The 24,088-nt window shown below is 67.6% G+C and carries 16 protein-coding genes, 1 tRNA gene and 1 pseudogene; 12 read left to right on the forward strand and 6 right to left on the reverse strand.

The genetic code is table 11. The features are described 5' to 3' along the window. Positions 1-56: 56 nt before the first annotated feature. The 4 genes from PRN20_RS07510 to PRN20_RS07525 all read right to left on the reverse strand — a co-directional run bounded on the left by PRN20_RS07510 (position 57) and on the right by PRN20_RS07525 (position 4,713). The gene (locus PRN20_RS07510; RefSeq protein WP_273956617.1) at positions 57-1,643 is read right to left on the reverse strand and encodes a glycoside hydrolase family 66 protein; all 1,587 of its coding nucleotides are present in this window, start codon (positions 1,641-1,643) and stop codon (positions 57-59) included. A 6-nt stretch (positions 1,644-1,649) separates the two neighbouring features. Continuing rightward, positions 1,650-2,492: a carbohydrate ABC transporter permease gene (locus PRN20_RS07515; RefSeq protein ID WP_273956618.1), complete on the reverse strand. Its 843-nt coding sequence runs from the start codon at positions 2,490-2,492 to the stop codon at positions 1,650-1,652. Then, positions 2,489-3,370, reverse strand: a complete 882-nt coding sequence (locus PRN20_RS07520; RefSeq protein ID WP_273956619.1) for a carbohydrate ABC transporter permease — start codon at positions 3,368-3,370, stop codon at positions 2,489-2,491. Before PRN20_RS07520 ends, PRN20_RS07515 begins: the two co-directional genes overlap by 4 nt. Before the next feature lie 80 nt (positions 3,371-3,450). Next, positions 3,451-4,713: an extracellular solute-binding protein gene (locus tag PRN20_RS07525; RefSeq protein WP_273956620.1), complete on the reverse strand. Its 1,263-nt coding sequence runs from the start codon at positions 4,711-4,713 to the stop codon at positions 3,451-3,453. Between the two features lie 164 nt (positions 4,714-4,877). On the opposite strand from PRN20_RS07525, the gene PRN20_RS07530 reads away from it, so the two are divergent. Next, positions 4,878-6,035 (forward strand): ROK family transcriptional regulator, encoded by a 1,158-nt coding sequence (locus tag PRN20_RS07530; protein WP_273956621.1) that lies wholly within the window; start codon positions 4,878-4,880, stop codon positions 6,033-6,035. Positions 6,036-6,260: 225 nt separating this feature from the next. Here the strand turns inward: PRN20_RS07530 and PRN20_RS07535 are convergent. Then, positions 6,261-6,337: transfer RNA gene (locus PRN20_RS07535), tRNA-His, on the reverse strand. A 227-nt stretch (positions 6,338-6,564) separates the two neighbouring features. On the opposite strand from PRN20_RS07535, the gene PRN20_RS07540 reads away from it, so the two are divergent. From PRN20_RS07540 to PRN20_RS07565, 6 genes and pseudogenes are all read left to right on the forward strand, one after another. Beyond that, positions 6,565-9,267 carry a sensor histidine kinase gene (locus PRN20_RS07540; protein WP_273956622.1) on the forward strand — a complete coding sequence of 901 codons (2,703 nt, stop codon included), beginning with the start codon at positions 6,565-6,567 and terminating at the stop codon, positions 9,265-9,267. 247 nt (positions 9,268-9,514) lie between these two features. Continuing rightward, complete coding sequence (locus tag PRN20_RS07545) at positions 9,515-10,558, forward strand: extracellular solute-binding protein (RefSeq protein ID WP_273956623.1); 1,044 nt, start codon at positions 9,515-9,517, stop codon at positions 10,556-10,558. 63 nt (positions 10,559-10,621) lie between these two features. Next, positions 10,622-12,220, forward strand: coding sequence for an ABC transporter permease (locus PRN20_RS07550; protein WP_273956624.1), 1,599 nt, complete (start codon positions 10,622-10,624; stop codon positions 12,218-12,220). A gap of 84 nt (positions 12,221-12,304) precedes the next feature. Further along, positions 12,305-12,994, forward strand: a complete 690-nt coding sequence (locus PRN20_RS07555; protein ID WP_273956625.1) for a hypothetical protein — start codon at positions 12,305-12,307, stop codon at positions 12,992-12,994. Continuing rightward, a complete protein-coding gene (locus tag PRN20_RS07560; protein WP_273956626.1) occupies positions 12,991-13,779 on the forward strand; it encodes an ABC transporter permease in 789 nt (262 codons plus the stop codon). Before PRN20_RS07555 ends, PRN20_RS07560 begins: the two co-directional genes overlap by 4 nt. Further along, a pseudogene (locus PRN20_RS07565) lies at positions 13,776-14,855 on the forward strand (ATP-binding cassette domain-containing protein); the annotation flags it as partial. The gene PRN20_RS07560 and the pseudogene PRN20_RS07565, both read left to right, overlap by 4 nt. A gap of 333 nt (positions 14,856-15,188) precedes the next feature. Here PRN20_RS07565 and PRN20_RS07570 read toward each other — a convergent pair. After that, the gene (locus PRN20_RS07570; RefSeq protein ID WP_273956792.1) at positions 15,189-16,844 is read right to left on the reverse strand and encodes an alpha-glucosidase; all 1,656 of its coding nucleotides are present in this window, start codon (positions 16,842-16,844) and stop codon (positions 15,189-15,191) included. A gap of 176 nt (positions 16,845-17,020) precedes the next feature. Between PRN20_RS07570 and ileS the strand changes: the two genes are divergently transcribed. The 5 genes from ileS (at position 17,021) to rsmD (ending at position 24,028) form a co-directional block, all read left to right on the forward strand. Continuing rightward, the gene (gene ileS, locus PRN20_RS07575; protein WP_273956627.1) at positions 17,021-20,041 is read left to right on the forward strand and encodes an isoleucine--tRNA ligase; all 3,021 of its coding nucleotides are present in this window, start codon (positions 17,021-17,023) and stop codon (positions 20,039-20,041) included. Between the two features lie 172 nt (positions 20,042-20,213). Next, entirely contained in the window at positions 20,214-20,759 is a 546-nt protein-coding gene (gene lspA, locus PRN20_RS07580) for a signal peptidase II (RefSeq protein ID WP_273956628.1), read from the forward strand. A 92-nt stretch (positions 20,760-20,851) separates the two neighbouring features. Then, positions 20,852-21,490, forward strand: a complete 639-nt coding sequence (locus PRN20_RS07585) for a hypothetical protein (RefSeq protein WP_273956629.1) — start codon at positions 20,852-20,854, stop codon at positions 21,488-21,490. 60 nt (positions 21,491-21,550) lie between these two features. Continuing rightward, positions 21,551-23,470 carry a pseudouridine synthase gene (locus tag PRN20_RS07590; RefSeq protein WP_273956630.1) on the forward strand — a complete coding sequence of 640 codons (1,920 nt, stop codon included), beginning with the start codon at positions 21,551-21,553 and terminating at the stop codon, positions 23,468-23,470. A gap of 3 nt (positions 23,471-23,473) precedes the next feature. Further along, positions 23,474-24,028, forward strand: a complete 555-nt coding sequence (rsmD, locus tag PRN20_RS07595; RefSeq protein ID WP_273956631.1) for a 16S rRNA (guanine(966)-N(2))-methyltransferase RsmD — start codon at positions 23,474-23,476, stop codon at positions 24,026-24,028. The last annotated feature ends 60 nt before the right edge of the window (positions 24,029-24,088 follow it).

Consider the following 24,088-nt stretch of genomic DNA (forward strand, 5'->3'; position numbering starts at 1 on the left):
CCCGACGGAAATAGTTCCCGACAGTTGATCGCGGGACCCGTCGCAGGCCCGGCTCCCTATGTGCCGACGACAACCACCTGCCACACGGCGAGGGCCGGGAGTTCCGCCACGAGGTAGTCTCCGTCCAGCCGCGATGGCACCTCGACCAGCCGTCCGGCACCATCGGGGTCGGCTACCATGACCCTGGGGACGGCCGTGCCGGGCCTGCGATAGCGCAGGGTCGCGGTGCCCGGGTCGGCCGGCGCTGTGCGGGGCGCGTCCCACAGGGTGTCGGGCTGGCCGACGAGGTTGATCAGGTGGATGACGAGCCGGCCATCCGTGGCGGCGACGATGCGGCGCCAGACTTTGCCCGCACCGGCGGTCTCGCTCAGCTCGGCACCCGAAAAGCTCACGTCGAGATCGCCGTTGTAGGGACCGGCATAGGCGTTGGTCACGTCGGTCAGCTCTGGCGGCATCAGCAGCTCATCGTGGGCGACGAGGAAATCGTACCAGCGTTTGAGGAGCGCCGCGGTCGAGGGCTCGATCACGTGGTTGCGCACGTAATACGGATCGCAGAGCAGCCGATCGGCCTCGCCCGCGAGCAGCTGCGTTCCGCCATGCGAGTAGAGTGCAGCCATGGTCAGTGCCGTGGCCCGATCGGCTTCGGCGGCAGGTGCCTTGTCGTACACGTGCTGGTAGGCCGCGAGCACCACCGGCTTGCCACCGCCATGGGCGCGGGCCAGCGTTGCGGTGTCGGCCAGTGCCTGCAGGGTCAGTTGCGGCGCCCACGGCTCGATGTAGACCGCGTCCTGACGCGTGGCGGCAGTGCGGCGCGTCGGAAAGTCGTTGACGTTGTTGAAGACGAGGTGCGCATCAGGCAGCGCGTCCCGGGCCGCCTTGATGAGGGTGACGAACGAGGCGCCGACGTCGATCGCCACCCCGTCCGAGCGGCTGGCGCGCTTGGGGTAGCCGTACTGGTCGAGGTGGTAGCCGTCGAAGCCGATCGATGCGGTCGAGTTCACCAGGTCGGCGGTGAAATGCTCGAGCCAGTCGGGCGCGGCGGGATCGAGGATGTAGAGGAAGTCGCCAAGGGCATAGGGCACGCCGCTCGCGGTGAGCAGGGCGCGGTGCTTCCAGCGATCCCATTCCTTTGGGCCCGCGGCATACACCGCCGCATAGCCCAGCGCGCGGGAACCGGCGGCTTGGACAGCCTTCGCCAGGGCCCGTACGGTCGAGAGTGCGATCGGCTGGTCGAGCGCGTCGCGATATTCCTCGCCGCCACCCATCAGGTCAGCATGGCGATAGGCCCAGTCGTAGAACTGCACGGCGTTGAGGTGCAGGCGCCGCACCGTGTCCGTGACTCCGGCAAGGTCCTTGTCGGGCGCGTAGCTGGCCACGAACCCGTAGCGGAGCCGCGAGCGCGAGTCGGCCGCGACGTCGATCGCGGTGCCGAGGTCGCCGAGTTCGACCCCATACCCACCTTCGGGCAGGGCAGGGAGTTCGACGTCTCCACTCTGCCAATCCACTTCGGCGACCGGATCGCCGAGATGGAAGACGCGGGCGATGCCCGGGGCAACCTTTCCGCGAACTTCGATGCCGATCGGCTCGCCGGGGCGGAACGAAGCGCGGCGCGGCAGCAGCTCGCGCGATGGGTAGATCGACATATGAGGTTATCCCTTGACGGAGCCGGCCGTGAGGCCCTGGACGAAGTGCCGCTGGAAGGTGAGGAACACCGCGATCACCGGCAGGATGGCGATGATCGAGGCGGCGAAGACGAGACCCCACTGCGTGCCCTTCGGCCCCTGCAGCAGCGCAATGGCGATGGGCAGCGTCTGGTTCTCGGGCGTGGTGATGATGGTCAGCGCCCAGGCGAACTCGTCCCAGGTGGCGAGGAAGGTGAAGATGGTGGCGGTCGCCAGCGCCGGGCGGGAGAGCGGCAGCGCCAGGTTCCAGAACCGCCGCCAGTGACTGGCGCCATCGATCTGCATCGCCTGGTCGAGCTCACCCGGCAGCGCCTCGAAGAAACCGCGGAGGAGGAAGGTGTTGAGCGCCAGATTCCCCGCCACATAGAAGATGATCAGGCCGGGCAGGCTGTCGAGCACGCCGAAGAATTTCGCCAGCACGAACTGCGGCACGATCAGCATCATCGCCGGGATCATCAGCCCGATCAGCAGCATGCGGAACATCAGCTCGCGGCCGGGGAAGCGGTAGCGCGCGAAGCCATAGGCCATCATGGCGCTGAGCAGCACGGCGAGCGCGGTCGAGATCACCGCGACGATCAGCGAGTTGGCGAAGTAGTGGCCGAAATCGCCGCGCACCAGGATGCGCTCGTAGTTCGACAGCGTCGCCGGATCGGGAATGAACTGCGGCGGCAGCTTCAGCACATATTGCTGGCCCTTGAAGCTGGTCGACAGCATGTAGAGGAACGGCGTCACCATCAGCAGCGCGCCGAAGGCAAGCGTCACCAGCCGCAGGCTCTTCGCCGGGGTCATCGGGCTGCCCGGCGCGCTCATCGCGTCGCCTCCGGGTTGCGGAACAGCTTGAGCTGCAGCGCCGAGAGGGCGAAGACAATCAGCGTCAGGATGACCGCCAGCGCCGAGCCGTAGCCGAAATCGAGGAACTCGAAGGCCTGCCGGTACATGTAGGTGAGCAGCACTTCGGTGGCGCCGCCGGGGCCGCCATTGGTCATCACGAGCACCGAGGCGAAGACGTTGAAGCCGCCGATCACCAGCATGATGGTGACGAAGATCGTCGCGGGCCAGATCGCGGGAAGGGTCACCGCGCCGAAGCGCTGCCAGCGGTTGGCGCCGTCGATGACGGCAGCTTCCTCGAGTTCCCTCGGCACGCCCTGCAGGGCGGCAAGGAAGATCATCATCGACCAGCCGATGCCCTTCCAGACGCCGAGCGCGCAGATGGCGACCAGCGCCGTCCAGCGGTCGGCGAGCCAGGAGATCTTGTCGGTGGCGCCGAGCAGGTCATCGAGGGCGAAGTTGATCAGCCCGCGATCGGCGAACAGGTACTTGAACAGCAGCGAGACGACGACCCAGCTGGTCACCACCGGCAGGTAGTAGAGCACGCGGAACACCGGCTGGGCCGGGCTCTTGTCCTTGAGCAGCAGTGCCACGCCGAGCCCGAGCGCGATCTGCGGCGGCACGGTGAAGGCCATGTAGATGCCGCTGTTCGAAAGCGCCAGCCAGAAGCGCGGATCGTTGAAGGCACGGATATAGTTTTCGAGCCCGAGGAAGGTGCTGGTCGCTCCCGCGACGATCTTCCAGTCGAAGAAGCTCATCTGAACCGCCTGCAGCATCGGATAGACGATGCAGACGAGGAACAAGAGGAACCCCGGCGCGATGAACAGCGCCGGAGGCAGGTAGGTCCGCCAGAGTTTCATCGCCCCTCCCGCCTCGCGCGACGCCCCTTGGGAGCGCCGCGCGAGTTTGGGCCCGGAAGCGTCGCGGACCAGGTCCGTCATCAGAGCGCGCCGGTGAGCAGCGGATCGATCTGCGCGGCGGCCATGGTGAGGGCCTCCTGCACGCTGATCTTGCCCTCGAAGGCGGGCACCAGTTCGGCGTTGAGGATGCCGTCGACCTTGGACGAGCCGGGGATGGCGAGGCGCGACTTCGCGGTCTTCAGCTGTTCGGCGAAGGGCGCGAGGAACGGCAGGATTTCGGCCTGCTTGTCGGCGAAGGCCGGGATCACCGTCATCTGGCCGGTCTTGGCCATCTCGATCTGGAACTGCTCGGACTGGGTGAAGCGGATGAATTCGAGCGCCGCGTCCTGGTTCTTCGAGGCCGTGGTGAGGACGATATCCTCGCCGCCGACCACGCTGACCGAGCCGCCCGGGCCGGCCGGGACCGGGGCGTAGACCGGGGTGAAGTCCGGATACTGCTCGGACCAGATGCCGGCCATCCACGGACCATCGAGGATGGTGGCGTAGTTCTCCGACGGCAGGCCGTCCGAGGTGCCGACGGCGCCCTGGTTGCCGATGATCAGGTTGGGGATCTGCCCTGCGGCGTAAAGGTCCACCAGCATCTGCACGGCCGCGACACTCTCGGGGCTATCGAGGTAGCCCGAGGCCTTGGTCAGGTCCGGATCGGTGATGTTGCCGCCACCCGACCAGATCCACGGGAAGAGGCTCCAGCCACCCAATCCGCCATCGGCGAACACCTGGGTATCGGTGCCCTTCAGCTTCTCGGCCAGCGCCTTCAGCTCGTCGAAGGTGGCGGGCGGGGCGCTGACGCCGGCCTTGTCGAGGGCCGCCTGGTTGACCACCAGCACGCGCGTATTGGTGTCGAGCGGCAGGCCGTAATACTTGCCCTTGTAGAGGTTGGTGGCGAGCGTCCCCGGGTAGGTCGCGTCGGCGAAGGTCTTGAAGTCGGGCATCGCGTCGCTGAGCGCCACCAGCACGCCGAGATCGGCGAATTGCGGCACCCAGCCGAGGTCGGCGCGCACCAGGTCGGGCAGCTCGCCGCCGGCGGCGCTGGTGGTCAGCTTCTGTAGCAGCGAGTCATAGGGCACGTCGACATACTTGATCTTGATGCCGGGATGCGCCGCCTCGAAGGCCGGGATCAGCGTCGCATTCAGCGCGTCCTGCTGGGTCGAGTTGCCGCCGTTGCCGTACGACCCCCAGAAGGTGACGGTGACGTCCTCGGCGAGCGCCGGCAGCGCTGCGAACAGGGCCGCGCCGGCGACCAGCGACAGCAACGCGCCCCGGCGCGTCGGGTGATAGGTCATGGTGATTTCCTCCTCAGCGACGAGCCTTGGCCGGCTCGTTCTAATTGTTTTATGGTGGAAATAATTATGCTGTCAACGGCCATCAGACGCATCGGCAGATGCCACATATCTTCCTTGGCAAAATAAATCCGATACGCTAATCGGGCTGTCTGAGGAGAGCTTGAATGCGGATCACCACGCCCAGATGGATGCCCGGCAACGGCGCGATGCGCGCCGTGGCACTCGAGGTGCTGATCCACGGCCCGCTGTCGCGCAGCGAGGTGGCGCGGCGGCTCGACCTCTCCCCCGGCTCGCTCACCCGGCTGTCGACGCCGTTGCTCGAATCCGGGCTGCTGGTCGAGGCGGGCGAGCAGGTCGACGGCAGGGTCGGCCGACCGTCGCAACTGCTCGACGTGGTGCCGACCTCGCGCCGCTTCATCGGCATGAAGCTGATGGCCGACGAAGTGGTGGGGGTGACCACAGACCTCCGCGCCAACGTGCTTTCCACCGAGTCCCGCCGCCTGCCGGACCGGTCGCCCGACGCGGTGGCCGACGTGATCGCCGAACTGGCGCGCTCGCTCGCTGCCGGCACGCCCGAGGTGATGGCGCTGGGTATCGGCATCGGCGGTTTTCTCGGCGAGCACGGGCATGTGCTGAGCGCGCCGTTCCTCGGCTGGGAAGACGTGCAGCTCGGGGTGATGATCGAGGCGCGCACCGGCATCCCCACCATCGTCGAGAACGACCTTGTCGCCTTCACCGAGTACGAGCACTGGTTCGGCGCCGGCCGCGGGCTCGACCGCTTCGCCGTGGTGACGCTCGGCGCCGGCGTCGGCTATGGCCTCGTGATCCACGACGAGATCGTGCGCAACGACGAGTTCGGCATCGGGCTGGTTGGACACTGGCCTCTCGACCCGTTCGGTCCGGTCTGCTCGGAGGGCCACCGCGGCTGCGCCAAGGCGGTGCTCACCGACACGGCGATCACCCACGCGGTATCGCAGGCGCTCGGCCGCACCGTGACCTATCCCGAGGCGCTCGATCTCGCCGCATCGGGCGAGCCGGCGGCGCGACGGGTGGTAGACGATGCCGGCCGCGGCCTCGGCCGGCTCCTCGCCGCCATCGCCAACCTCACCATGCCGCAAACCGTGATTCTCGGCGGCGAAGGCGTCCGCCTCGCCGAAGTGGCAACCGCGGCAATTGAAGCCGGCATCGCCGCCGACCGCGACCCGCGCACCCGGCCGATCCCGCTCACCATCCGCTCGGGCGAGAACATCGAGTGGTGCCGCGGCGCCGCCTGCGTCGCCATCCAGTCCTTCGTCCTCGGCCGCCGCACGGCCGGAAACTAGGACACCGGGCGAGGGAGGCGAGGCGGGCCAGCACGACGATCGCTGCTACTCCGGCGCGTCCACCGTCAGGATCAAGTATCGTTGCGCTGGAATTGCCTGCGTCTTAGCATGAAAAACCACGGTGCTGCGGCGGCTCCGCTCCATGTCGGGGTGACGCCAGGCCCGGATGGGCCAGCGCTGGATCGGTTCGGTGGGGAATGTGCTTGATGCCGGGCCAGTGCGGAGTGGTACCGCCTCCCCGGATCGAACGGGGGACCTCTAGATCCACAATCTAGCGCTCTAACCAACTGAGCTAAGGCGGCCTCGGCAAGCGCGGCGGAACATAGTTTCAGTTTTTCGCTCTGGCAAGCGCCGATTTGGCGCTCTTCATAGCCTGTTGACGGAGCCCGGCTTAACCATCGCCGCACAATGACCGGCACGTGCGCAAGCGCGCATATAGACCGGGCGGAAGACGCACGTTATTTAGAGAAGATTAAGTTCCGAGTTCGCTTTGTGTCAAATTGGCACAATGCAGGTAGACGAGTAATGCGTGGACGCTGAGTGGATCAAATCGCCGACGGCCCGCCTGGTGCTGTTGCACTGGGCAGATGTCCGTCCGGCCTGGCTGTGGTCCCAAGACGGCGAAACGCTGCTCTGGCGCAATGACGCCGCGCGCTATTTCCGCGGCAAGATCAAGAAGCACGGCCTGAAGCTCGCCCCCGAGGCGGTGCCGATCAAGGGGCAGGTCGCCCGGCTGATTCGGCTGGGCTCGATGGGCCGCCCGAGCCTGAGCCGCATCCAGTTCCTCGCGGGTGATCGGCCGATTTCGGCAACCTGCACGTGCATGCCGCTGGCGATCGGCGCGGGCGAGATGGGTGTCCTCATCGTCGCGGTCGATCCCATCGATCCGGAACTGCTCGAGGCACGCGACCTGCACGAGGTCGACCCGGTGACGGCCCGCATCCTGCCGCCTGGGGCGGATTTCCTGCTGATCAGCGAAGATGGCCAGATCACCTCCGGGACCCGGCATGCCCTCGACCGGTTCGGTCCCATCATCGAGAGCGAGGGGCTGCCGCACGAGGACGAGAGCGGCGAAGTCCAGCTCGACGGCGACGCCGTTGAGGTGACACGGTTCACCGCCAGCCCGCATGATGCGGTGCTGCTGCTGTTCGAGCGCCGCGCCCCGGCTGCGGCTTCCGCCATCGCCGACGTGCGGGCCGAGGAAGGCGTCATCTCGCGCGAGGACGCGCCGGCGCCTGTCTCCGCTCCGGCCGAGGAGAGCGAACCGCTGCTGCCGCTGGGGCTGCCAGTCGCAGAGCATGCCGACGACGAGCCGGTGGCCGCCGACGAAGAGAACTGGGTCGAACCCCTGCGGCCGGCAGAGTTCGCTGGCTCCCTCGCATCGCTGTTCGACCGCCTGGCGGACGACAACTCGCTCTACGAGCCGCTGACGGCCGCCGACGAGCACTTTTCCGGCCCGCCGCCGGCTCCGGTCGAAGACCCCGTGCGGGGCGATGACGACGGCGCGGTGCCTGAGCCGCAACCCACCCTCGAGGCGCCGGCCGAGGATCCCATCGCCGCCATCATCGAGGCGGCCGACGCCGAGGACGAGAGCGTCGCCCCCACCATCATCTGGCGCGTTGTCGGCCGCGGACTCACCCCGTTGCCGGTCGAACGTCCGGCCGAGGAACCAGTCGCGGCTTCGGCGCCGCCCGACGCCGAGACCGTCGAGCGCGTCTCGCGCTACAATTTCGACGAGCTGAGCCGCATCCTGACCGATCGCGTCAACGGCATGCAGGTCCGGCCGGACGAGGTTCCGGCCGCGGAGACGACCGGCGAGGGGGCGCTGATCAACCTTGCCGGCGAGACGTTCATCCTCAACCGCCTGCCGCTCGGCATCCTGGTCTTCCGCGACCAGCAGGTGCTGTTCGCCAACCGCGCGCTCACCGATCTTGCCGGCTACGACAGCATAGAGAGCCTGCGTTCGGCTGGGCTCACCGCCATCTTCCCCGCCGAGGACGCCGAAGTCGTCGGCCCGGTGACGCACTTGCTGCGCCGCGACGGTGGGCTCGTGCCCGTGAATGCCCGGCTGCAGTCCATCACCTGGCACGGCCGGCCGGCCCTGATGCTGTCGGCCAGCCAGGCCGAGAGCCGCCTCGGGCACGAAGCTGCGGTGCGCTCCTTCGCCGAGCTTGCCGCCGAGACCGCCGATGACGGCTTCATCGCCGCCGACCGGTCGGGCATCGTGACCTCCGTCTCGCTGCACGGCCGCATCGTTCTCGGCCTGACCGAGGAAGAGATCGTCGGACGCCCGCTCGCCGTCTTCATCGATCCCTCCCAGCTGGGGGAGCTGAAGACCTTTCTCGAGCGGCCCGCCCGCTTCGCCGAGACGGCGCGCCCGGCCATCCAGTTCGCCGGCGCCAATTCCACCGTCCGCATTGCGGTCTTCGCCCAGGGGCAGGCGGGCATCGTCGCCGGCTATTTCGCCCTGGTGCGCAAGGTTGGCGGCACGACGACTGCGCCGGCGCGGCAGGAGCCTGCGCCGATGGACGAGTTCGAGCCCTCGATGCTGACGCGCGTCAGCCGCGCCGTCCGCCGTCCGCTCAACACGGTCATCGGCTTCGCCGACCTGATTTCTACCTCCGGGACCGGCACCGGCGAGAACCTGCGCACCCTCGAATATGCGCGCGATATCCGCACGGCCGGTACCGAGATCGCGACGCTGATCGACGAGCTCGACGACTATGCCCGGCTGAAGGAAGGCCGCTATCCGGCGGCGCCCGACGATATCGATCTGGCCGCGCTGCTCGAGAGCTGCCTCGCCCGTGTCCGCAGGCAGGCCGGAGACGCCCGCGTCCTCGTCCGCAGCGCCGTCTCCGAGCGGCTGCCGCGCATCACCGCCGACCGTGCCTCGCTGACCCAGGGGATCCTCAATCTCCTCGCCAGCGCCATCGACCAGACTCCGCCCGGTGGCTCGGTCATCCTGTCGGCGCAGCGCGAGGACGATGGCGCCGTCACCGTCAACGTGCGCGATGGCGGCGAGACCCGCCGCGACCTCGGCGAACGGTTCGTCGTCTTCCGCGATGGCGTGGGCAAGAACGGCGAGGCCCTGCAGCCGGTCCGCTCCAGTGTCGGCCTCGCCTTGACCCGGTCGCTGCTCGCGGTGAACGCGCTGTCGCTCTCGGTCGACCCGGCCGTCGGAACCGGCAACATGTTCTCGCTGCTGGTCCCCGCCGACCTCGTGCGGGAATAGCGCGCTGCGCGAACGACTTAGGTCCCGCGTCCCAATAGCTTCGTGGACAGATTGTCGCAGCGGCCGCTCCACGGTGCCGCCGCCAGAGGCAGGTGGATGCAGCGCTTTTCCCAGCGGGCTGGAACGTTTCTAAACTGTGTTGACGGGACGGGGGCTTAGCCGTTCCCAATAATGTTGACTTCCGCGCTCCGTTTTGGCGTATGCGCCCTGACACCGGCCAGGTTGGCTGGGCGACGGGAGAACACTGATGACCAAGACGATGCGTATGTCGGCAGCGCTGTTTGCCGCTCTGATTGCCGGCACCGCCGTGCCTGCTTTTGCCCAGAGTGGCGAGGTCAACGTCTACAGCTACCGCGAGCCCGGCCTGATCCAGCCGCTCCTCGACACGTTCAGTGCCGAGACGGGCATCAAGGCCAACGTGCTCTACGCCGGCGACGGCCTGCTCGAGCGCGTCGCCGCCGAGGGTGAACTCTCCCCGGTCGACGTCGTCCTCACCGTCGATATCGGCAACCTCGTCGGCGCCAAGGAACAGGGCCTGACCCAGCCGATCACCACGCCGGCGCTGACCGAGCGCCTCGCGCCCGAGTTCCACGATGCCGACGGCAACTGGGCCGCGCTGTCGCTGCGCGCCCGCGTCTTCTATGTCAGCAAGGATCGCGTTCCCGAGACGGCGCTGACCTATGAGGACATCGCCAAGCCCGAGTGGAAGGGACGCCTCTGCACCCGTCCGGGCGACCACGCCTACAATATCGGCCTCATCGCCAACCGCATCGCCGCCTGGGGCGTCGACAAGACCCGCACCTGGCTGACCGCCGTCCGCGACAACCTCGCCTCGGCGCCGACCGGCAATGACCGCGGCCAGGTCAAGGCCATCCTCGAAGGCAGCTGCGACCTCGCGATCGCCAACACCTACTACATGGGCCTGATGCTCAATAACGACGCCGAGCCCGAGCAGAAGGAATGGGCCGCCTCCGCGCGCATCGTCTACCCCGATGCCAACGGTGACGGCACGCAGGTGAACGCCGCCGGCGCCTTCATCGGCAAGTACGCGCCAAACCCCGAGAATGCCAACAAGCTCATCGAGTTCCTGCTGTCCGACGAAGCCCAGCAGCTTTACGCCGATGCCAACTACGAGTATCCGGCCGTGACGAGCGTCAAGCCCGCCGAACTGACCCAGAGCTGGGGCGAACTGAAGCCCTCCAAGGTGTCGCTGACCGAAACCGCCGGCTTCCGCGACGAAGCCGCGGCCCTCGTCGACGAGCTGAAGTTCAACGAAGGCCCGCAGAACTAACACCGGAGGCTGTCCATCAGCCGAGCCAGTCCAGCGCTGACATCGAGGGGAACCGGCGGAGCCTTGCTACCGCCGGTTTCTGCCGTTCTGCTCGTGCTGCTGATGGGCTTGCCCATCATCTGGCTCGCCATCGCCGCGCTCGATACCAACGGCGCGGGCGGCGGCCTCGCCGCCGCGATGCTGCCGACGGCGCTGCGCGAAACCGCGACGCTCATGGCCTGGGTCGGGGCAATCACGGGCGTGCTCGGCCTCGTCTCGGCCTGGCTGGTGACGCATTTCGAGTTCCCCGGCCGCCGGATCTTCCAGTGGGCACTGATGCTGCCGCTGGCGATTCCGACCTATCTGGCCGCCTACACCTACGTCGAGTTCCTCGATTTCACCGGACCCATCCAGCAGGCGGTGCGCGCCGTATTCGGCGGCAAGACCATCCACGACTACTGGTTCCCCGACATCAGGAGCCCGAGCGGCGCGGCCTTCGTCCTGTCGATGGTGCTCTACCCCTATGTCTACGCCTCGTGCCGCGCCTATTTCGTCATGCAGTCGGGCTCGATCGCGGCTGCTTCGCGCACGCTGGGGGCAGGGGGCTTTCGCACCTTCTTTGCCGTCACGCTGCCATTGAGCCGGCCGGCGCTGGTCGTGGGCATGACGCTGGCCATGATGGAGGTCGTCAACGACCTCGGTGCCGTGCAGTATTTCGGCGTCAACAGCCTGACGGCGGTCATCTACTCGACCTGGATCAACCGCTCGAATTTCGGCGGCGCCGCGCAGCTGGCGGTGATGATCGTGCTCGTCATCGGCCTGCTCATCCTGCTCGAGCAGTGGGCCCGCCGTGACCGCGTCTATCTCCTCCATCGCGACAGCCGCGTCGCCCCGCCGCGCGAGAAGCTGGTCGGCACCGAGGCGGCGCTGGCGCTGGGCTTCTGTGCGGTACTCCTCGTCCTCGGCTTCGGCATCCCGGCCGGCGAACTGCTCATCCTCGCGCTGCGCAACCTCGGGCCGAATACGCTCGGCCTCACCATCGGCGCGGGGGCGACGACGCTCGTTCTCGCGACGCTGGGCGCGCTGATCACGGTCAGCATCGGCATGCTGGCGGCAAAGCTTGGTACCCGCCGCTCCGCCCATGGGCTCATCCGTATCGCGACCCTCGGCTACGCGATCCCCGGGACCGTTCTGGCACTCGGCCTGCTGCAGCCGCTGGGGCAGGCGGACCTGTGGTTCAACCGGCTGACCATGGCGCTGGCCCACTGGCGGCCGGGCCTGATCCTTTCGGGGTCGGTCGCCGCGCTGCTCTATGTCTATGCCATCCGCTTCCTTGCTGTGTCACACTCGACCATCGACGCCGCCATCCGGAAGCGCGGCGATACTATGCTCGATGCCGGCCGCGTGCTCGGCGTGACCGGATGGCGGCTGTTCCTCCGCGTTGATCTGCCGACGCTCTCGCCGGCCCTCTTGACCGCCGCGACGCTCGTCTTCGTCGAGATCGTCAAGGAACTGCCGGCAACATTGTTGCTGCGGCCGCTGGGGGTCGAAACACTTGCGACCGTGGTCTACGCCCGCGCCAATGTCAGCCTTTTCACCGAGGCGGCGCTGCCGGCATTGACGATCGTACTCGTCGGACTGGTCCCGGTCGTACTTTCCACGCAATTCGGCGACCGACGCTGACCTGACGATTGGGAATCACCCAATCGTTGAATAACGTTAGCCTCATTGGACTTGGATCATTGGTTCGGCGGGGGGCGCCGGAACATGAGAGAATTCGTCCTGAAGCGGCTGGTCGCCTTTGTCGGTGCTGTCTTGGGCGCCGCATTATTGCTGTTCCTTGTGCTCGGTCTCGCCGGAAACGCCACTGGCTCGCTGCCCGAGCGCTTCCTCGCCTTCGTCGTCGGTTCGCCCGATCTGTGGTCGCGCCTCGCGGTCACCCTCCCGCTGGTCATCCTTGCCTTTGTTGCCGCCGGCATCCTGGCCGCTGGACTTCGCGCCGTCCCGGGCACGGCGAAGGGTGTCGCAGCGGCCGTGGCGATCCTGCCGCCGTTCTGGCTTGGCCTGCTGCTGGTGGTGATCCTCGCGGGCGCGCTCGAACTCCTCCCGGCCAACGGCTTCCTGCCCTGGAGCGACCCCGCCGGGGCACTGTCCTCACTCGTCCTGCCGGCGGTGGCGCTCGGGATACCCTTTGGCGGGTTGCTCGCCCTGCGGCTCAGCCATCGCAACCGGCCGGCGGCCCTCGGCAGGACATTCGCCGAACTGCTCCTCGCCACCACCCTGGTCGAAGGCGTCTTCTACCTGCCCGGTCTCGGCGGCCTCGTGCTTGGCGCGGCCGAACAGCGCGATCCGGCGCTCCTCGCCAGCGGACTTTTCGCCCTCGCCCTCATCGCCTCGATCGGAATGCTCGGTTTCTCCCTGCTGGGTCTGCTGCGCCGCGGGGAGCGCCCCGCATGAGCGCCACCGCCATGCCGCGCCTCCCCGACATGCGGGCCCTCGCCGGCCTCGGTATCGTCGCTCTCGTTGCCGGGCTCGCGGTGCTGTCGGTGGTCTGGGAGGGGAGCGTTGGGACGCCTCTCGCCGAGCCGGGCACAAGCCATTGGCTCGGGACCGATCCTGCCGGGCGTGATCTTGTGCCGGCGCTGATGGGCGCCGCTTCCACCACGCTGCCCCTCGCCCTCTTCGGCACCATTGTCTGCCTATTCGTCGGCATGCCGGTCGGCGTGGCGCTGTCGTGCTCGGGCAGCGCGGTTGGACAGGCTCAGCATCCGGTGGCGCTGCTCACTCCGGCGCTGCTGATCGGCCTTGTCGTCTCCGGGCTGGGCGCGTCGGGGTACCTGACCCTTCTGGCCAGTATCGCTCTCCCCGGCTTTGTCCTTGTTGCGATCTCGACGCGCGACGCGCTGGCGCCGCTCTGGCGGCAGGACTTCGTGACCTCGGCCCGTCTTGCGGGCCTGGGCACGCTCTCGGCCGCCCAGCGCCATGTCCTGCCGCGCCTCCTGCCCCGGCTCGCCGCCAATGCATGCGAACTGCTCGCGGCCGTCGTGCTGATCGAGGTCAGCCTCTCCTTCGCCGGGCTGGGCGTACGCTCTCCCGGCACGAGCCTCGGGCTCCTGCTGCGCGAGGGGCAGCAGTTCGTCACCGTCCGGCCGCTTCTCGTCATCATGCCCGGAGTGGTCGTCGTCATGCTGGTGCTCGGGCTCCTGCTGGCCGCCGCCGGGTTGCGGGGGCGCGGGCGATGAGCGTGGTTGAGCTCAAGGATGCCTCGATCAGGACGGGTGGCCGGCGCCTGCTCGCCGGCCTCGACCTCGCACTTGCCCCGGGCGCCGCGCTCGCGATTGTCGGCCGGCCCGGCAGCGGCAAGTCCCTCCTTGCTGCTGCCCTCGCGGGCAAGCTGCCCCCCTTGGCGATGAAGGGCGTGACCACCGCTGCTCGCGTGGTCCTGCTCGACGCCAGCGCGCCCGCCTCGGTCCTTGCCACCCGGATCGAGGCGGGTGCTGATCTGATCGTCGCCGACGAGCCGGGCAGGGCGCTCGACCCGCGGGCGCAGCACGAACTGCTGGCCGCGCTGCAACTGGCGAACCGCGATCGCGGCATTGCCCTGCTGGTGCTGACCCGCGACTTCCGCATGCCGCTCGCCATGGACATGGAAACCGCCATCCTGAGCGGCGGCAGGCTGATCGAGCGCGGGCGCCCCGACCGTCTTCTGTCGCATCCGCGCGAAGCCGCGACGCGCGAACTAGCGACCGCGGTTCGCCCCCGCACGCGCACCATGGCCCGCCCGCCCATCGGTGCGCCGCTGCTCGAACTCCACGGCGTGACGAAACGCTTCGGCCGGTCCTGGTGGCGCTGGCCGCGCCCGGCCGCCACCCCTGCGCTGTCGAATGTCTCCCTCTCGGTCCGGCGCGGCGAGGTGGTCGGACTGCTCGGCGTGGCCGGGGCGGGCAAGTCGCTGCTGCTCCGCCTCGCTGCGGGGCTCGGACGCGTGAGTGGAGGCCGGATCGAGTTCGACCGCCGACCCTATCACGGCGCCGACATCCCGGCCGAGGCGCGGGCCCGCATCGCCTTCCTGTTCCCCGATCCTCATGCCGCCTTCAACCCGGACCTGCCGGTCGGGCTCACGCTCACCGAGCCACTGCGGGTGGAGGAGCAACTGCTGATCGAGGAGCAGGCCGAGGGGCTGGTGGAAGCGGTCCGCGTCGTCGGGCTGGCGCCTGATGTGCTGGACAGGCTGCCGGGCGAGTTCGGTGCTCTCGAGCTGCAGAAGCTGGCGCTCGCCCGCGCCCTCGTAGGTCGCCCTCGGCTGATCATGCTCGATGAGCCCACCGCGCGTCTCTGCCCGGTGGAGCAGGCCGAGTTCCTCACGCTCTTCAACCGCGTGCGCGCCGACTATGGATTGACCGTGCTCTGCGCGAGCCGCGAGTTCGACGTGCTGCGCACGCTCAGCGACCACATCCACGTTCTCGACCGTGGCCAGATCGTCGAGGGCGGCAAGCCCGGCGAGCTCCACGAGAACGGCAGCCACCCGGTGACCCGGACGCTGCTCCATCCCCGCTATCCCGAACCGCCCCCGCCGATGCCGCCGGCCGAGCCGGCGATGGCCGAAGCGGAACCGGCTCCGGTCGAGCCGATGTCGGTTGACGAGCCCGTCCTAGACGACGGCGCCGATGAACGCCCCGAAGGGCGGGAGGTCGAGCTGGCCGTCGATGGGGCCGGGGACGCTGTTGGGGGCGTCGAGACCGCGCACATCGAACCCGTCGGGCATTCCGACGACTATCGGGCCCTGCGTCATGTTGAAGGCGCATAGGATCGCCTCGCCGTCGAGCGTCCGCGTGAACATCAGCACGCCCTCGGGCGCGTCATGCGTCACGATCGTACCCTTCTGCAGCGGCTTGTGGTCCCGGCGGAACTTGAGCGTCGCCCGGTAGTGGTGCAGCACGGAATCGTTCTGCTTTTCCTGGATGTCCGGGGCGTGGAGCAGGTGGTCGCCCGGCACCGGCAGCCAGGCTCGCGGCGCCGTCGAGAAGCCGCCGAGGTGCGCTGAACCCTGCCACACCATCGGGGTGCGGCATCCGTCGCGGCCCTTGAACTGGGGCCAGAATTCGATGCCGTAGGGATCGACGAGGTCCTCGAAAGCCAGCTCCGCCTCGGAGAGGCCGAGCTCCTCGCCCTGGTAGACGCAGACCGAGCCGCGCATGGTCAGCAGCATCGTCGCTGTCAGCTTGGCGAAGCCATCGCGGTCGCCATGCCCGAGCCAGCGGCTCACATGGCGCACCACGTCATGGTTGGAGAAGGCAAGGCAGATCCAGCCGTCGGGGGCGTCCCTTTCCGTGAGGTCGATCGACTTGCGGAAGTGCCCGGCATCGAAGGCCCCGCCGAGGTAGTCGAAGGTGTAGGCCATGTGCAGCCGCTCGGTGCCTGCCGTATACTGCGCCATCACCTCGCGCTGATGCTGCGCATCGCCGATCTCGCCCACCGAGGTCGCGCCGGGATACTCGTCGAGCAGCGCTCGGACACGCTTGAGGAACTGCAGGTTCTCCGGCCGGCTCTTGTCGTAGACATGCTCCTGGAAGTTGTAGGGGTTCACCGCCGGCGCGGTCGAGGCGTTGAAATCCTCGGGCTTCACGACGGGGTTGGACTCGAGACCCAGGGAACAGAAGTAGAAGTTGACCGTATCGAGCCGGAAGCCGTCGACGCCGCGCTCGAGCCAGAAGCGCATGTCGTCGAGTACGGCCTGCTGCACGCCGGTATTGTGGAAGTTGAGGTCGGGCTGCGAGGTGAGGAAGTTGTGCAGGTAATACTGCATGCGCCGGCTGTCCCACGCCCAGGCCGAGCCGCCGAAGATCGACAGCCAGTTGTTGGGCGGCGTGCCATCGGGCTTGGGATCGGCCCAGACATACCAGTCGTGCCGCGGATTGGTGCGGTTCTGCCGGCTTTCGGTGAACCACGGATGCTTGTCGGAGCTGTGCGAGATCACCTGGTCGATGATCACCTTGAGCCCGCGCGAATGGGCTTTCTCGATCAGCCGGTCGAGGTCGCCGAGGGTGCCGAAGATCGGATCGACGTCACGATAGTTGGAAACGTCGTAGCCGAAATCCTTCATCGGCGAGGTGAAGAACGGGCTGAGCCAGATCGCGTCGACGCCGAGGTCGGCCACGTAGTCGAGCCGCTCGGTGATGCCGACGAGATCGCCCACGCCGTCGCCGTTGTGATCCTGGAAGGAGCGCGGATAGATCTGGTAGATCACCGCGCCACGCCACCAGTCGCGGTCGTGCGACTGTTCCGGGGCGGACTTCTGCTCCGTCATCGGCGGAACGGTCGTCATCGGCGGCACGACGCTCATGGTGAGGCTCCTCGGCTGCAGGATCGTCGAGCATTGCCGTGGCGCGCCGCCACGAGTCAATTCCTCGGCAATTCACGCTTTCACCCAAGCCCCCCGCTTGCTACAAGCCCGCAACTTCCCTTGAACATCGATCGATGACGATGAACGACACTGCTCAAAGCGGCGCGGAGGCCGACTACAGCGCGACGCTGTTCCTCCCCGAGACCGAGTTCCCGATGCGCGCAGGCCTGCCGGCCCGCGAGCCCGACTGGCTGAAGCGCTGGGAAGACATGGACATTTACGCGCGCCAGCGCGCGGCAGGGCAGGGCAAGCCCCTGTTCACGCTGCACGACGGCCCGCCCTACGCCAACGGCAACATCCATATCGGCCACGCGCTCAACAAGATCCTCAAGGATCTGGTGAGCCGGTCCAAGACCATGCTCGGCTACAACTCGGCGTATGTGCCGGGCTGGGACTGCCACGGCCTCCCCATCGAGTGGAAGGTCGAGGAGCAGTATCGCGCCAAGGGCAAGAACAAGGACGACGTCGAGATCAACGAGTTCCGCAACGAGTGCCGGAGCTTCGCGCAGTACTGGGTCGACACCCAGCGCGAGGAGTTCAAGCGGCTCGGCGTGGTCGGTGATTGGTCCAACCCCTATCTCACCATGAGCTTCGACGCCGAAGCGCAGATCGCCCGCGAGCTGATGAAGGTCGCGGCGTCGGGCCAGCTCTATCGCGGCTCCAAGCCCGTCATGTGGTCGGTGGTCGAGCGCACGGCGCTCGCCGAAGCCGAGATCGAGTATGCGGACTACGAGAGCGACGCGATCTGGGTGAAGTTCCCGATCCACTCGGCCAATGGCGCCTTCAGCACGGGCTCGTTCGAAGACTTCGGCTCGTCCTACGTCGTCATCTGGACCACCACCCCGTGGACCATCCCGGCCAACCGCGCCATCAGCTATTCGAGCAGGATCAGCTACGGCCTCTATGAGGTCACTGGCGCGCCGGAAGGCAACTGGGCGACCAAGGGCGAAAAATACGTCCTCGCCGACAAGCTCGCCGCCGACGTGCTGCAGAAGGCCAAGGTCGAAACCTTCGTCCGCCTGCACGACGTCGATTGCTCGAAGATCGTCTCGACCAACCACCCGCTGCGCGGGCTCGGCGGCGGCTATGAGTTCGAAGTGCCGCTGCTCGATGGCGAGCACGTCACCGACGACACCGGCACCGGTTTTGTCCATACCGCGCCGGGCCACGGCCTTGATGACTTCGGCATCTGGATGGATTCGGGCCGCAAGCTCGCCGAGCGTGGCATCGACACCGCCATCCCCTATGTCGTCGACGACGCCGGCTTCTACACCGCCGCCGCCCCCGGCTTCGATGGCGCGCGCGTCATCGACGATGCCGGCAAGAAGGGCGACGCCAACAACCGCGTCATCGCCGCGCTGGCCGAGCGCAACGCCATGGTCGCCCGTGGCCGCATCAAGCACCAGTACCCGCATTCCTGGCGCTCGAAGAAGCCGATCATCTTCCGCAACACCCCGCAATGGTTCGTCTACATGGACCGGCCGTACGAGGCGGAGAAGCTCGCAGCGATGAAGCTCGCGTCGGAGCACCCGGAGCAGGTGACGATCCAGCCGGGCGACACCGTTCGCAGCATCGCGCTCACGGCCATCGAGAATACGAAGTTCTACCCGCAGGCCGGCCAGAACCGCCTGCGCTCGATGATTGCCGACCGCCCCGATTGGGTGCTCAGCCGCCAGCGCGCCTGGGGCGTGCCGATCGCCGTGTTCTACAACGAGGCGACCGACACCATTCTCGTCGACAGGATGGTCAACCACCGCATCGGCCAGGCCTTCGAGGAAGAGGGCGCCGACGCCTGGTTCAAGGCCGGCGCCAAGGAGCGTTTTCTCGCCGGCGCCATGCACGACGGCAAGCCCGTCGATCCCGACGAGTGGCAGAAGGTCGACGACATCCTCGACGTCTGGTTCGAGTCTGGCACTACACATTCCTGGGTGCTGAAGAACCCGCAGAAGTGGCCGGACATGCAGTTCCCGGCCGGCATGTATCTCGAGGGCTCCGACCAGCACCGCGGCTGGTTCCATTCCTCGCTGCTTGAAAGCTGCGCCACCAACGGCTACGCGCCCTACAAGAGCGTGCTGACGCACGGCTTCACCCTCGATGGCGAGGGCAAGAAGATGTCGAAGTCGCTGGGCAACACCACCGCCCCGCAGGACGTCATCAAGCAGTTCGGCGCCGATATCCTCCGCCTCTGGGTCGCCCAGTCCGACTATTCGGACGACCTGAGGATCGGCAAGGAGATCATCAACACCACCGTCGACAGCTACCGCAAGCTCCGCAACACCATCCGCTGGCTCATCGGCAACCTCGCCCATCGCAAGGCCGAGGAGACCGTCGACTATCGCGACATGCCCGAACTCGAGCAGCTGATCCTGTCGAAGCTCAAGGACCTCGATGTCCTCGTGCGCGAGTCTTACGAGAGCTACGACTACAAGCGCATCGTCGCGGCGCTGTCGAACTTCATGAACATCGACCTCTCGGCGTTCTACTTCGATATCCGCAAGGACGCGCTCTACTGCGACCCGATCAGCTCGGTTCGCCGCCGCGCCAGCCTAACCGTGCTCGACCATGTGTTCGACGCGTTGACCGCCTGGCTCGCCCCGATACTGGTCTTCACCATGGAAGAGGCGTGGCTCGAGCGTCACCCCGGCGCCGACTCGTCGGTGCACCTGCGTGAGTTCCCGAAGCTCCCCGAGGAGTGGACGGATGCAAAGCTCGACCAGAAGTGGGAAGCGATCCGCGAAGTCCGCAAGGTCGTCACCGGCGCGCTGGAAATCGCCCGCCGCGACAAGGTGATCGGCGCCTCGCTCGAAGCGGCTCCGAAGGTCTACATCACCGACGACAAGCTGGCTGCCGCCGTTCGCGGCACCGACATGGCCGAAATCTCGATCACCTCGGATATCGAGATCATCGAGGGTGAAGGCCCGGCCGATGCTTTCCGTCTCGACGAAGTGCGCGGCGTCGCCGTCGTCTTTGCCAAGGCCGAAGGCCAGCGCTGCGCCCGCTCGTGGCGGATCCTGCCCGAGGTCGGCTCGGATGCGGAGTATCCGGACCTGTCGCTGCGCGATGCGCAGGCGATGCGTGAGCTGAAGGCGGCGGGGCGCTGAGCTTGAACGCGAGCAGACGGCCCCCTCCCATCCTCCCCCATGAAGGGGGAGGTGCCGCATCGAGCGTCAGGCACGATCGAGCCACAAGCTCGACTCTTCGCCTCCCCCCTTGTGGGGGAGGCCGGGAGGGAGCCGTCTCTATGGGCAGGGCAGCGTCTGCAGAGCGCTCGCCATGCTAGCCCGCCCCCACCTCATCGCCTCGCTCCTCGTCGGCCTCGCCGCCTTCGCGCTCGATCGCATCCACAAGTTCGTGCAGGTCAGCTCCGACTGCATCGGCGCTGCGGCCTCGGTCTGCATCGAGCATCTCGGCTTCATCGAGCCCGTCAACGCGTTCGGCTGGAAGGGCGGGGAGATCGTCCCGGTCACCAGCTTCTTCGACTACGTGTTGGTCTGGAACACCGGTGTTTCCTACGGCCTGCTCAACGAACTGCCGGTCTGGGTGCTCGGCGCCATTGCGGTGCTCGCGATCATCGCGCTGTTCGTCTGGTGGTCGCGCACCTCCGATGTGCTGGTGCGCTACGGGCTGATGCTCGCCATCGGCGGCGCGATATCAAATGCGCTCGATCGTGTGCTTTACGGCGCAGTTGCGGATTTCTTCCACTTCCACTGGGGGGAATGGTCGTTCTACATCTTCAATATCGCCGACGTTGCGATCACATTGGGGGTGTTGTTGCTGCTCCTCGATTTCATCGGGATTGGCCGCAGGAAGCCTGCCTGATCGCAAAGGTGCCTCAATCTGGCCTTAGGGCCGGTCATGGTCTATAAGGCCCGCGCGTCCGACGCGACGGGCCGGGGAAAAGGGAAGACTCAATGCTGCGTGGTATGAACGGGCGGCGGCCCGGTTTCAGTGCCGTGACCCGGGGCGGTCTGCTTGCCGCCGGTGTCGTGCTCGGGCTTGGCCTCAGCGCCTGCACCACCACCGAAGGCACCAATGCGATGACGGACATTGCCACCTTCGAGCGTGAAGTCGCCTTCGAGGCCATGCAGGGCATGGGCATGATGGAGCGCGAGCAGAAGGACGAGAACGTCACGCCGCGCGGTCCCCTGGTCATGCCGAAGTCCGCCCAGGCCTTGCCGGCGCCGCAGGATCCCAAGGCGAAGAAGACCGCCGAGCTCCTGCCGGAAGATTCGGACATGGTCCGCATCGACACCAGCAACATCTCGGAAGCCGACATGAAGCGCCTGCGCAATGCGCGCGTGGTCGATCTTCATACTCTCGATGGCCGTCCGCTCACCGAGGCCGAGGCCAAGCAGCTCACTTCCCGCATGACTGCGGCCAAGCTCAAGGGCGGTCCGCGTCCGCTCTACATGCCGCCGGTCGAGTACTTCGTCACGACCGTCAAGGGACAGGACACCGTGTGCCTCGCGGCCAACGGCGAAATCGTCCCCCTCTCCGACAAGGCTTGTCCGCCCGAGGTCCGCAAGGCGCTCATGGCGCAGGCCCAGTAGTTCTCAACTCGAAAGATGCGCTGACCGAGGTTCAAGGCCCGGTCCCGCAGGAGTTTGCACATGTCTGATTACTCAGCCGTCCCGACGGACGGCGATCGTTTGGCCAAGGTCATCGCCCGTTCCGGCCTCTGCTCCCGCCGTGACGCCGAAGGCTGGATCAAGGACGGCCGCGTCACCGTCAACGGCAAGAAGGTCCTGACCCCGGCCTTCAACGTCTCCGAGAAAGACAAGATCAAGGTCGATGGCGAGCCGCTGGCGGCCCGCCAGGGCACCCGCGTCTGGCTCTACCACAAGCCCGCCGGCCTCGTGGTCACCGAGAAGGACCCGGAAGGCCGCCCCACCGTCTTCGAGGCGCTGGAAGAAAAAGACCTGCCGCGCGTCGTCTCCATCGGCCGGCTCGACATCAACACCGAGGGCCTGCTGCTCGTCACCAACGATGGTGGCCTGAAGCGCGTGCTCGAACTGCCGGCCACCGGCTGGCTGCGCCGCTACCGCGTCCGCGCCTTCGGCTCGGTGACGCAGGAGCAGCTCAACGGGCTCAAGGACGGCATCGAGATCGAGGGCGTGAAGTACGGCCCCATCGAAGCCATCCTCGAGCGCACCCAGGGCTCCAACAGCTGGCTCGTGCTCGGCCTGCGCGAAGGCAAGAACCGCGAGGTCAAGAACGTCCTCGGCGCGCTCGGCCTGCAGGTCAATCGTCTGATCCGCGTCAGCTACGGCCCGTTCCAGCTCGGCGATCTCGCCGAGGGCGAGGTCGAGGTCGTGGCCGCCCGCGTGCTGCGCGAGCAGCTCGGCAAGCGCCTCGCGGCCGAGGCCGGCGCCGACTTCGAGAGCGATATGCCCGAGGTCGCTGCCCAGAAGAAGGCCACCAATCCCAAGCTCCGCGCCGCCGCGCCGGGCAAGGACCTGCCCAAGGATTCGCCGCGCAAATCGCGCGAGAGCCGGTTCCGCTTCGAGGACGACGAGACCATCGCCGCCGCCGAGGCCGCCCGCGCCGAGCTGCCGCGCCAGGATCGGCCCGGCCGCTTCGCCAAGCGCCCGGCACGCCCCGCGAAGGATCCGCGCCCCGCTCCCTTCGTCGAGGAACGCACCGTCCATTTCGAGGACGGCACGTCCACCACCATCGAGGTGAAGCCGGAGCGCCGTGCGCAGCGCGAGAAGCGCTGGGATCCCGATGACAGTTCGGCGAGCAGTTTCGGCCGCCCCCGCCACCATGACGATGGCCCCAAGCGCGGCCCGCGGCCCGAGGGCGAGGACCGTCCGCGCCGCGACTTCGGCGACAAGCCCCGTCCGGGCGGCAAGAAGCCCTATGGCGACCGCCCCCCGCGTGGCGACGCCGGCGATCGGCCCAAGCGCAGTTTCGGCGACAAGAAGCCGTACGCCCCGCGCAATGCCGAGGCTGGAGATCGTCCGGCCAGGTCCTACGGCGAAAAGAAGCCCTACGGCGACAAGAAGCCCTACGGCGCGCGCCCGCCGCGCGAGGGCGGGGATCGTCCCGCCCGCAGCTTCGACAAGAAGCCGTACGCGCCGCGTAACGCCGAGGCCGGCGATCGTCCGGCCCGGTCGTTCGGCGACAAGAAGCCCTATGGCACGCGCCCGCCGCGCGAGGGTGGGGATCGTCCCGCCCGCAGCTTCGAGGGCAAGAAGCCCTATTCGCCGCGCAATGCCGAGGCGGGCGACCGCCCATCGAGCCGCTCGTACGGCGACAAGAAGCCCTACGGAACCCGTCCGCCCCGCGAAGGCGGCGACCGTCCGGCCCGGTCGTTCGGCGACAAGCCGCGCAGCTTCGGTGACAAGAAGCCGCTCGCCGGCAAGCCCGGTAGTGGTCCTCGCGGTGCCAAGCCCTTCGGCAAGCCCTCGGGCGGCGGTGGTCGTCCCCAAGGCGGCCCTGGCCGTCCCCAGGGCGGCTCTGGTCGTCCCTCAGGCGGCGGTCGTCCTGGCGGCGACCGTCCCCGTGGCCCCAAGAAGCCGCGCGAGTAAGCCTTGCGCATCGTCGCCGGCAAGTTTCGCGGCAAGGCGCTGCTGTCGCCTTCGGACGACAGCATCCGCCCCACATCGGACCGCGCCCGTGAGTCCGTGTTCAACATCCTCGCGAGCCGCATCAGCGTGCATCTCGACGGGCTGAAGGTGCTCGACCTGTTTGCCGGCACCGGCGCCCTCGGCCTCGAGGCCCTGTCGCGCGGCGCCTCGAGCGCCGTCTTCGTCGACATCAGTGCCGAGGCCCGCGGCATCATCCGCGACCATATCCAGGAGTTCGGCATCGCTGGCATCGCCAAGCTTCTCCGCCGCGACGCCACCGAACTCGGCCTCGCCGGCACGCTCGGCCCCTTCGACCTCGTCTTCCTCGATCCACCCTACGGCAAGGGCTTGGGCGAGCAGGCGCTTGTTTCGCTGAAATCCGGCAACTGGCTGGCCAAGGACGCGACGATCGTGCTGGAGGAAAGCGCGGAGGTGGAACTGGCGCTGCCCGAGGGTTTCGAAGTGGACGACAGGCGCGAATACGGCGCCGCGGCCGTGCATTTCATCAAGGCGGTGTAAGCCGGCTGCCCCTCACCCCAGCCCTCTCCCCATAGGGGCGAGGGGGCGATGTGGCACCGT

The sequence above is a fragment of the Devosia sp. ZB163 genome (assembly GCF_028613635.1).
Lineage (GTDB): Bacteria > Pseudomonadota > Alphaproteobacteria > Rhizobiales > Devosiaceae > Devosia_A.

Bases quoted from the DNA above. Each gene is read 5' to 3' on its own strand.
- PRN20_RS07510 (WP_273956617.1), bottom strand. From the start codon at position 1,643: ATGTCGATCTACCCATCGCGCGAGCTGCTGCCGCGCCGCGCTTCGTTC.
- PRN20_RS07515 (WP_273956618.1), bottom strand. From the start codon at position 2,492: ATGAGCGCGCCGGGCAGCCCGATGACCCCGGCGAAGAGCCTGCGGCTG.
- PRN20_RS07520 (WP_273956619.1), bottom strand. From the start codon at position 3,370: ATGAAACTCTGGCGGACCTACCTGCCTCCGGCGCTGTTCATCGCGCCG.
- PRN20_RS07525 (WP_273956620.1), bottom strand. From the start codon at position 4,713: ATGACCTATCACCCGACGCGCCGGGGCGCGTTGCTGTCGCTGGTCGCC.
- PRN20_RS07530 (WP_273956621.1), top strand. From the start codon at position 4,878: ATGCGGATCACCACGCCCAGATGGATGCCCGGCAACGGCGCGATGCGC.
- PRN20_RS07545 (WP_273956623.1), top strand. From the start codon at position 9,515: ATGACCAAGACGATGCGTATGTCGGCAGCGCTGTTTGCCGCTCTGATT.
- PRN20_RS07555 (WP_273956625.1), top strand. From the start codon at position 12,305: ATGAGAGAATTCGTCCTGAAGCGGCTGGTCGCCTTTGTCGGTGCTGTC.
- PRN20_RS07560 (WP_273956626.1), top strand. From the start codon at position 12,991: ATGAGCGCCACCGCCATGCCGCGCCTCCCCGACATGCGGGCCCTCGCC.
- PRN20_RS07570 (WP_273956792.1), bottom strand. From the start codon at position 16,844: ATGACGGAGCAGAAGTCCGCCCCGGAACAGTCGCACGACCGCGACTGG.
- ileS (WP_273956627.1), top strand. From the start codon at position 17,021: ATGAACGACACTGCTCAAAGCGGCGCGGAGGCCGACTACAGCGCGACG.
- lspA (WP_273956628.1), top strand. From the start codon at position 20,214: ATGCTAGCCCGCCCCCACCTCATCGCCTCGCTCCTCGTCGGCCTCGCC.
- PRN20_RS07585 (WP_273956629.1), top strand. From the start codon at position 20,852: ATGCTGCGTGGTATGAACGGGCGGCGGCCCGGTTTCAGTGCCGTGACC.
- PRN20_RS07590 (WP_273956630.1), top strand. From the start codon at position 21,551: ATGTCTGATTACTCAGCCGTCCCGACGGACGGCGATCGTTTGGCCAAG.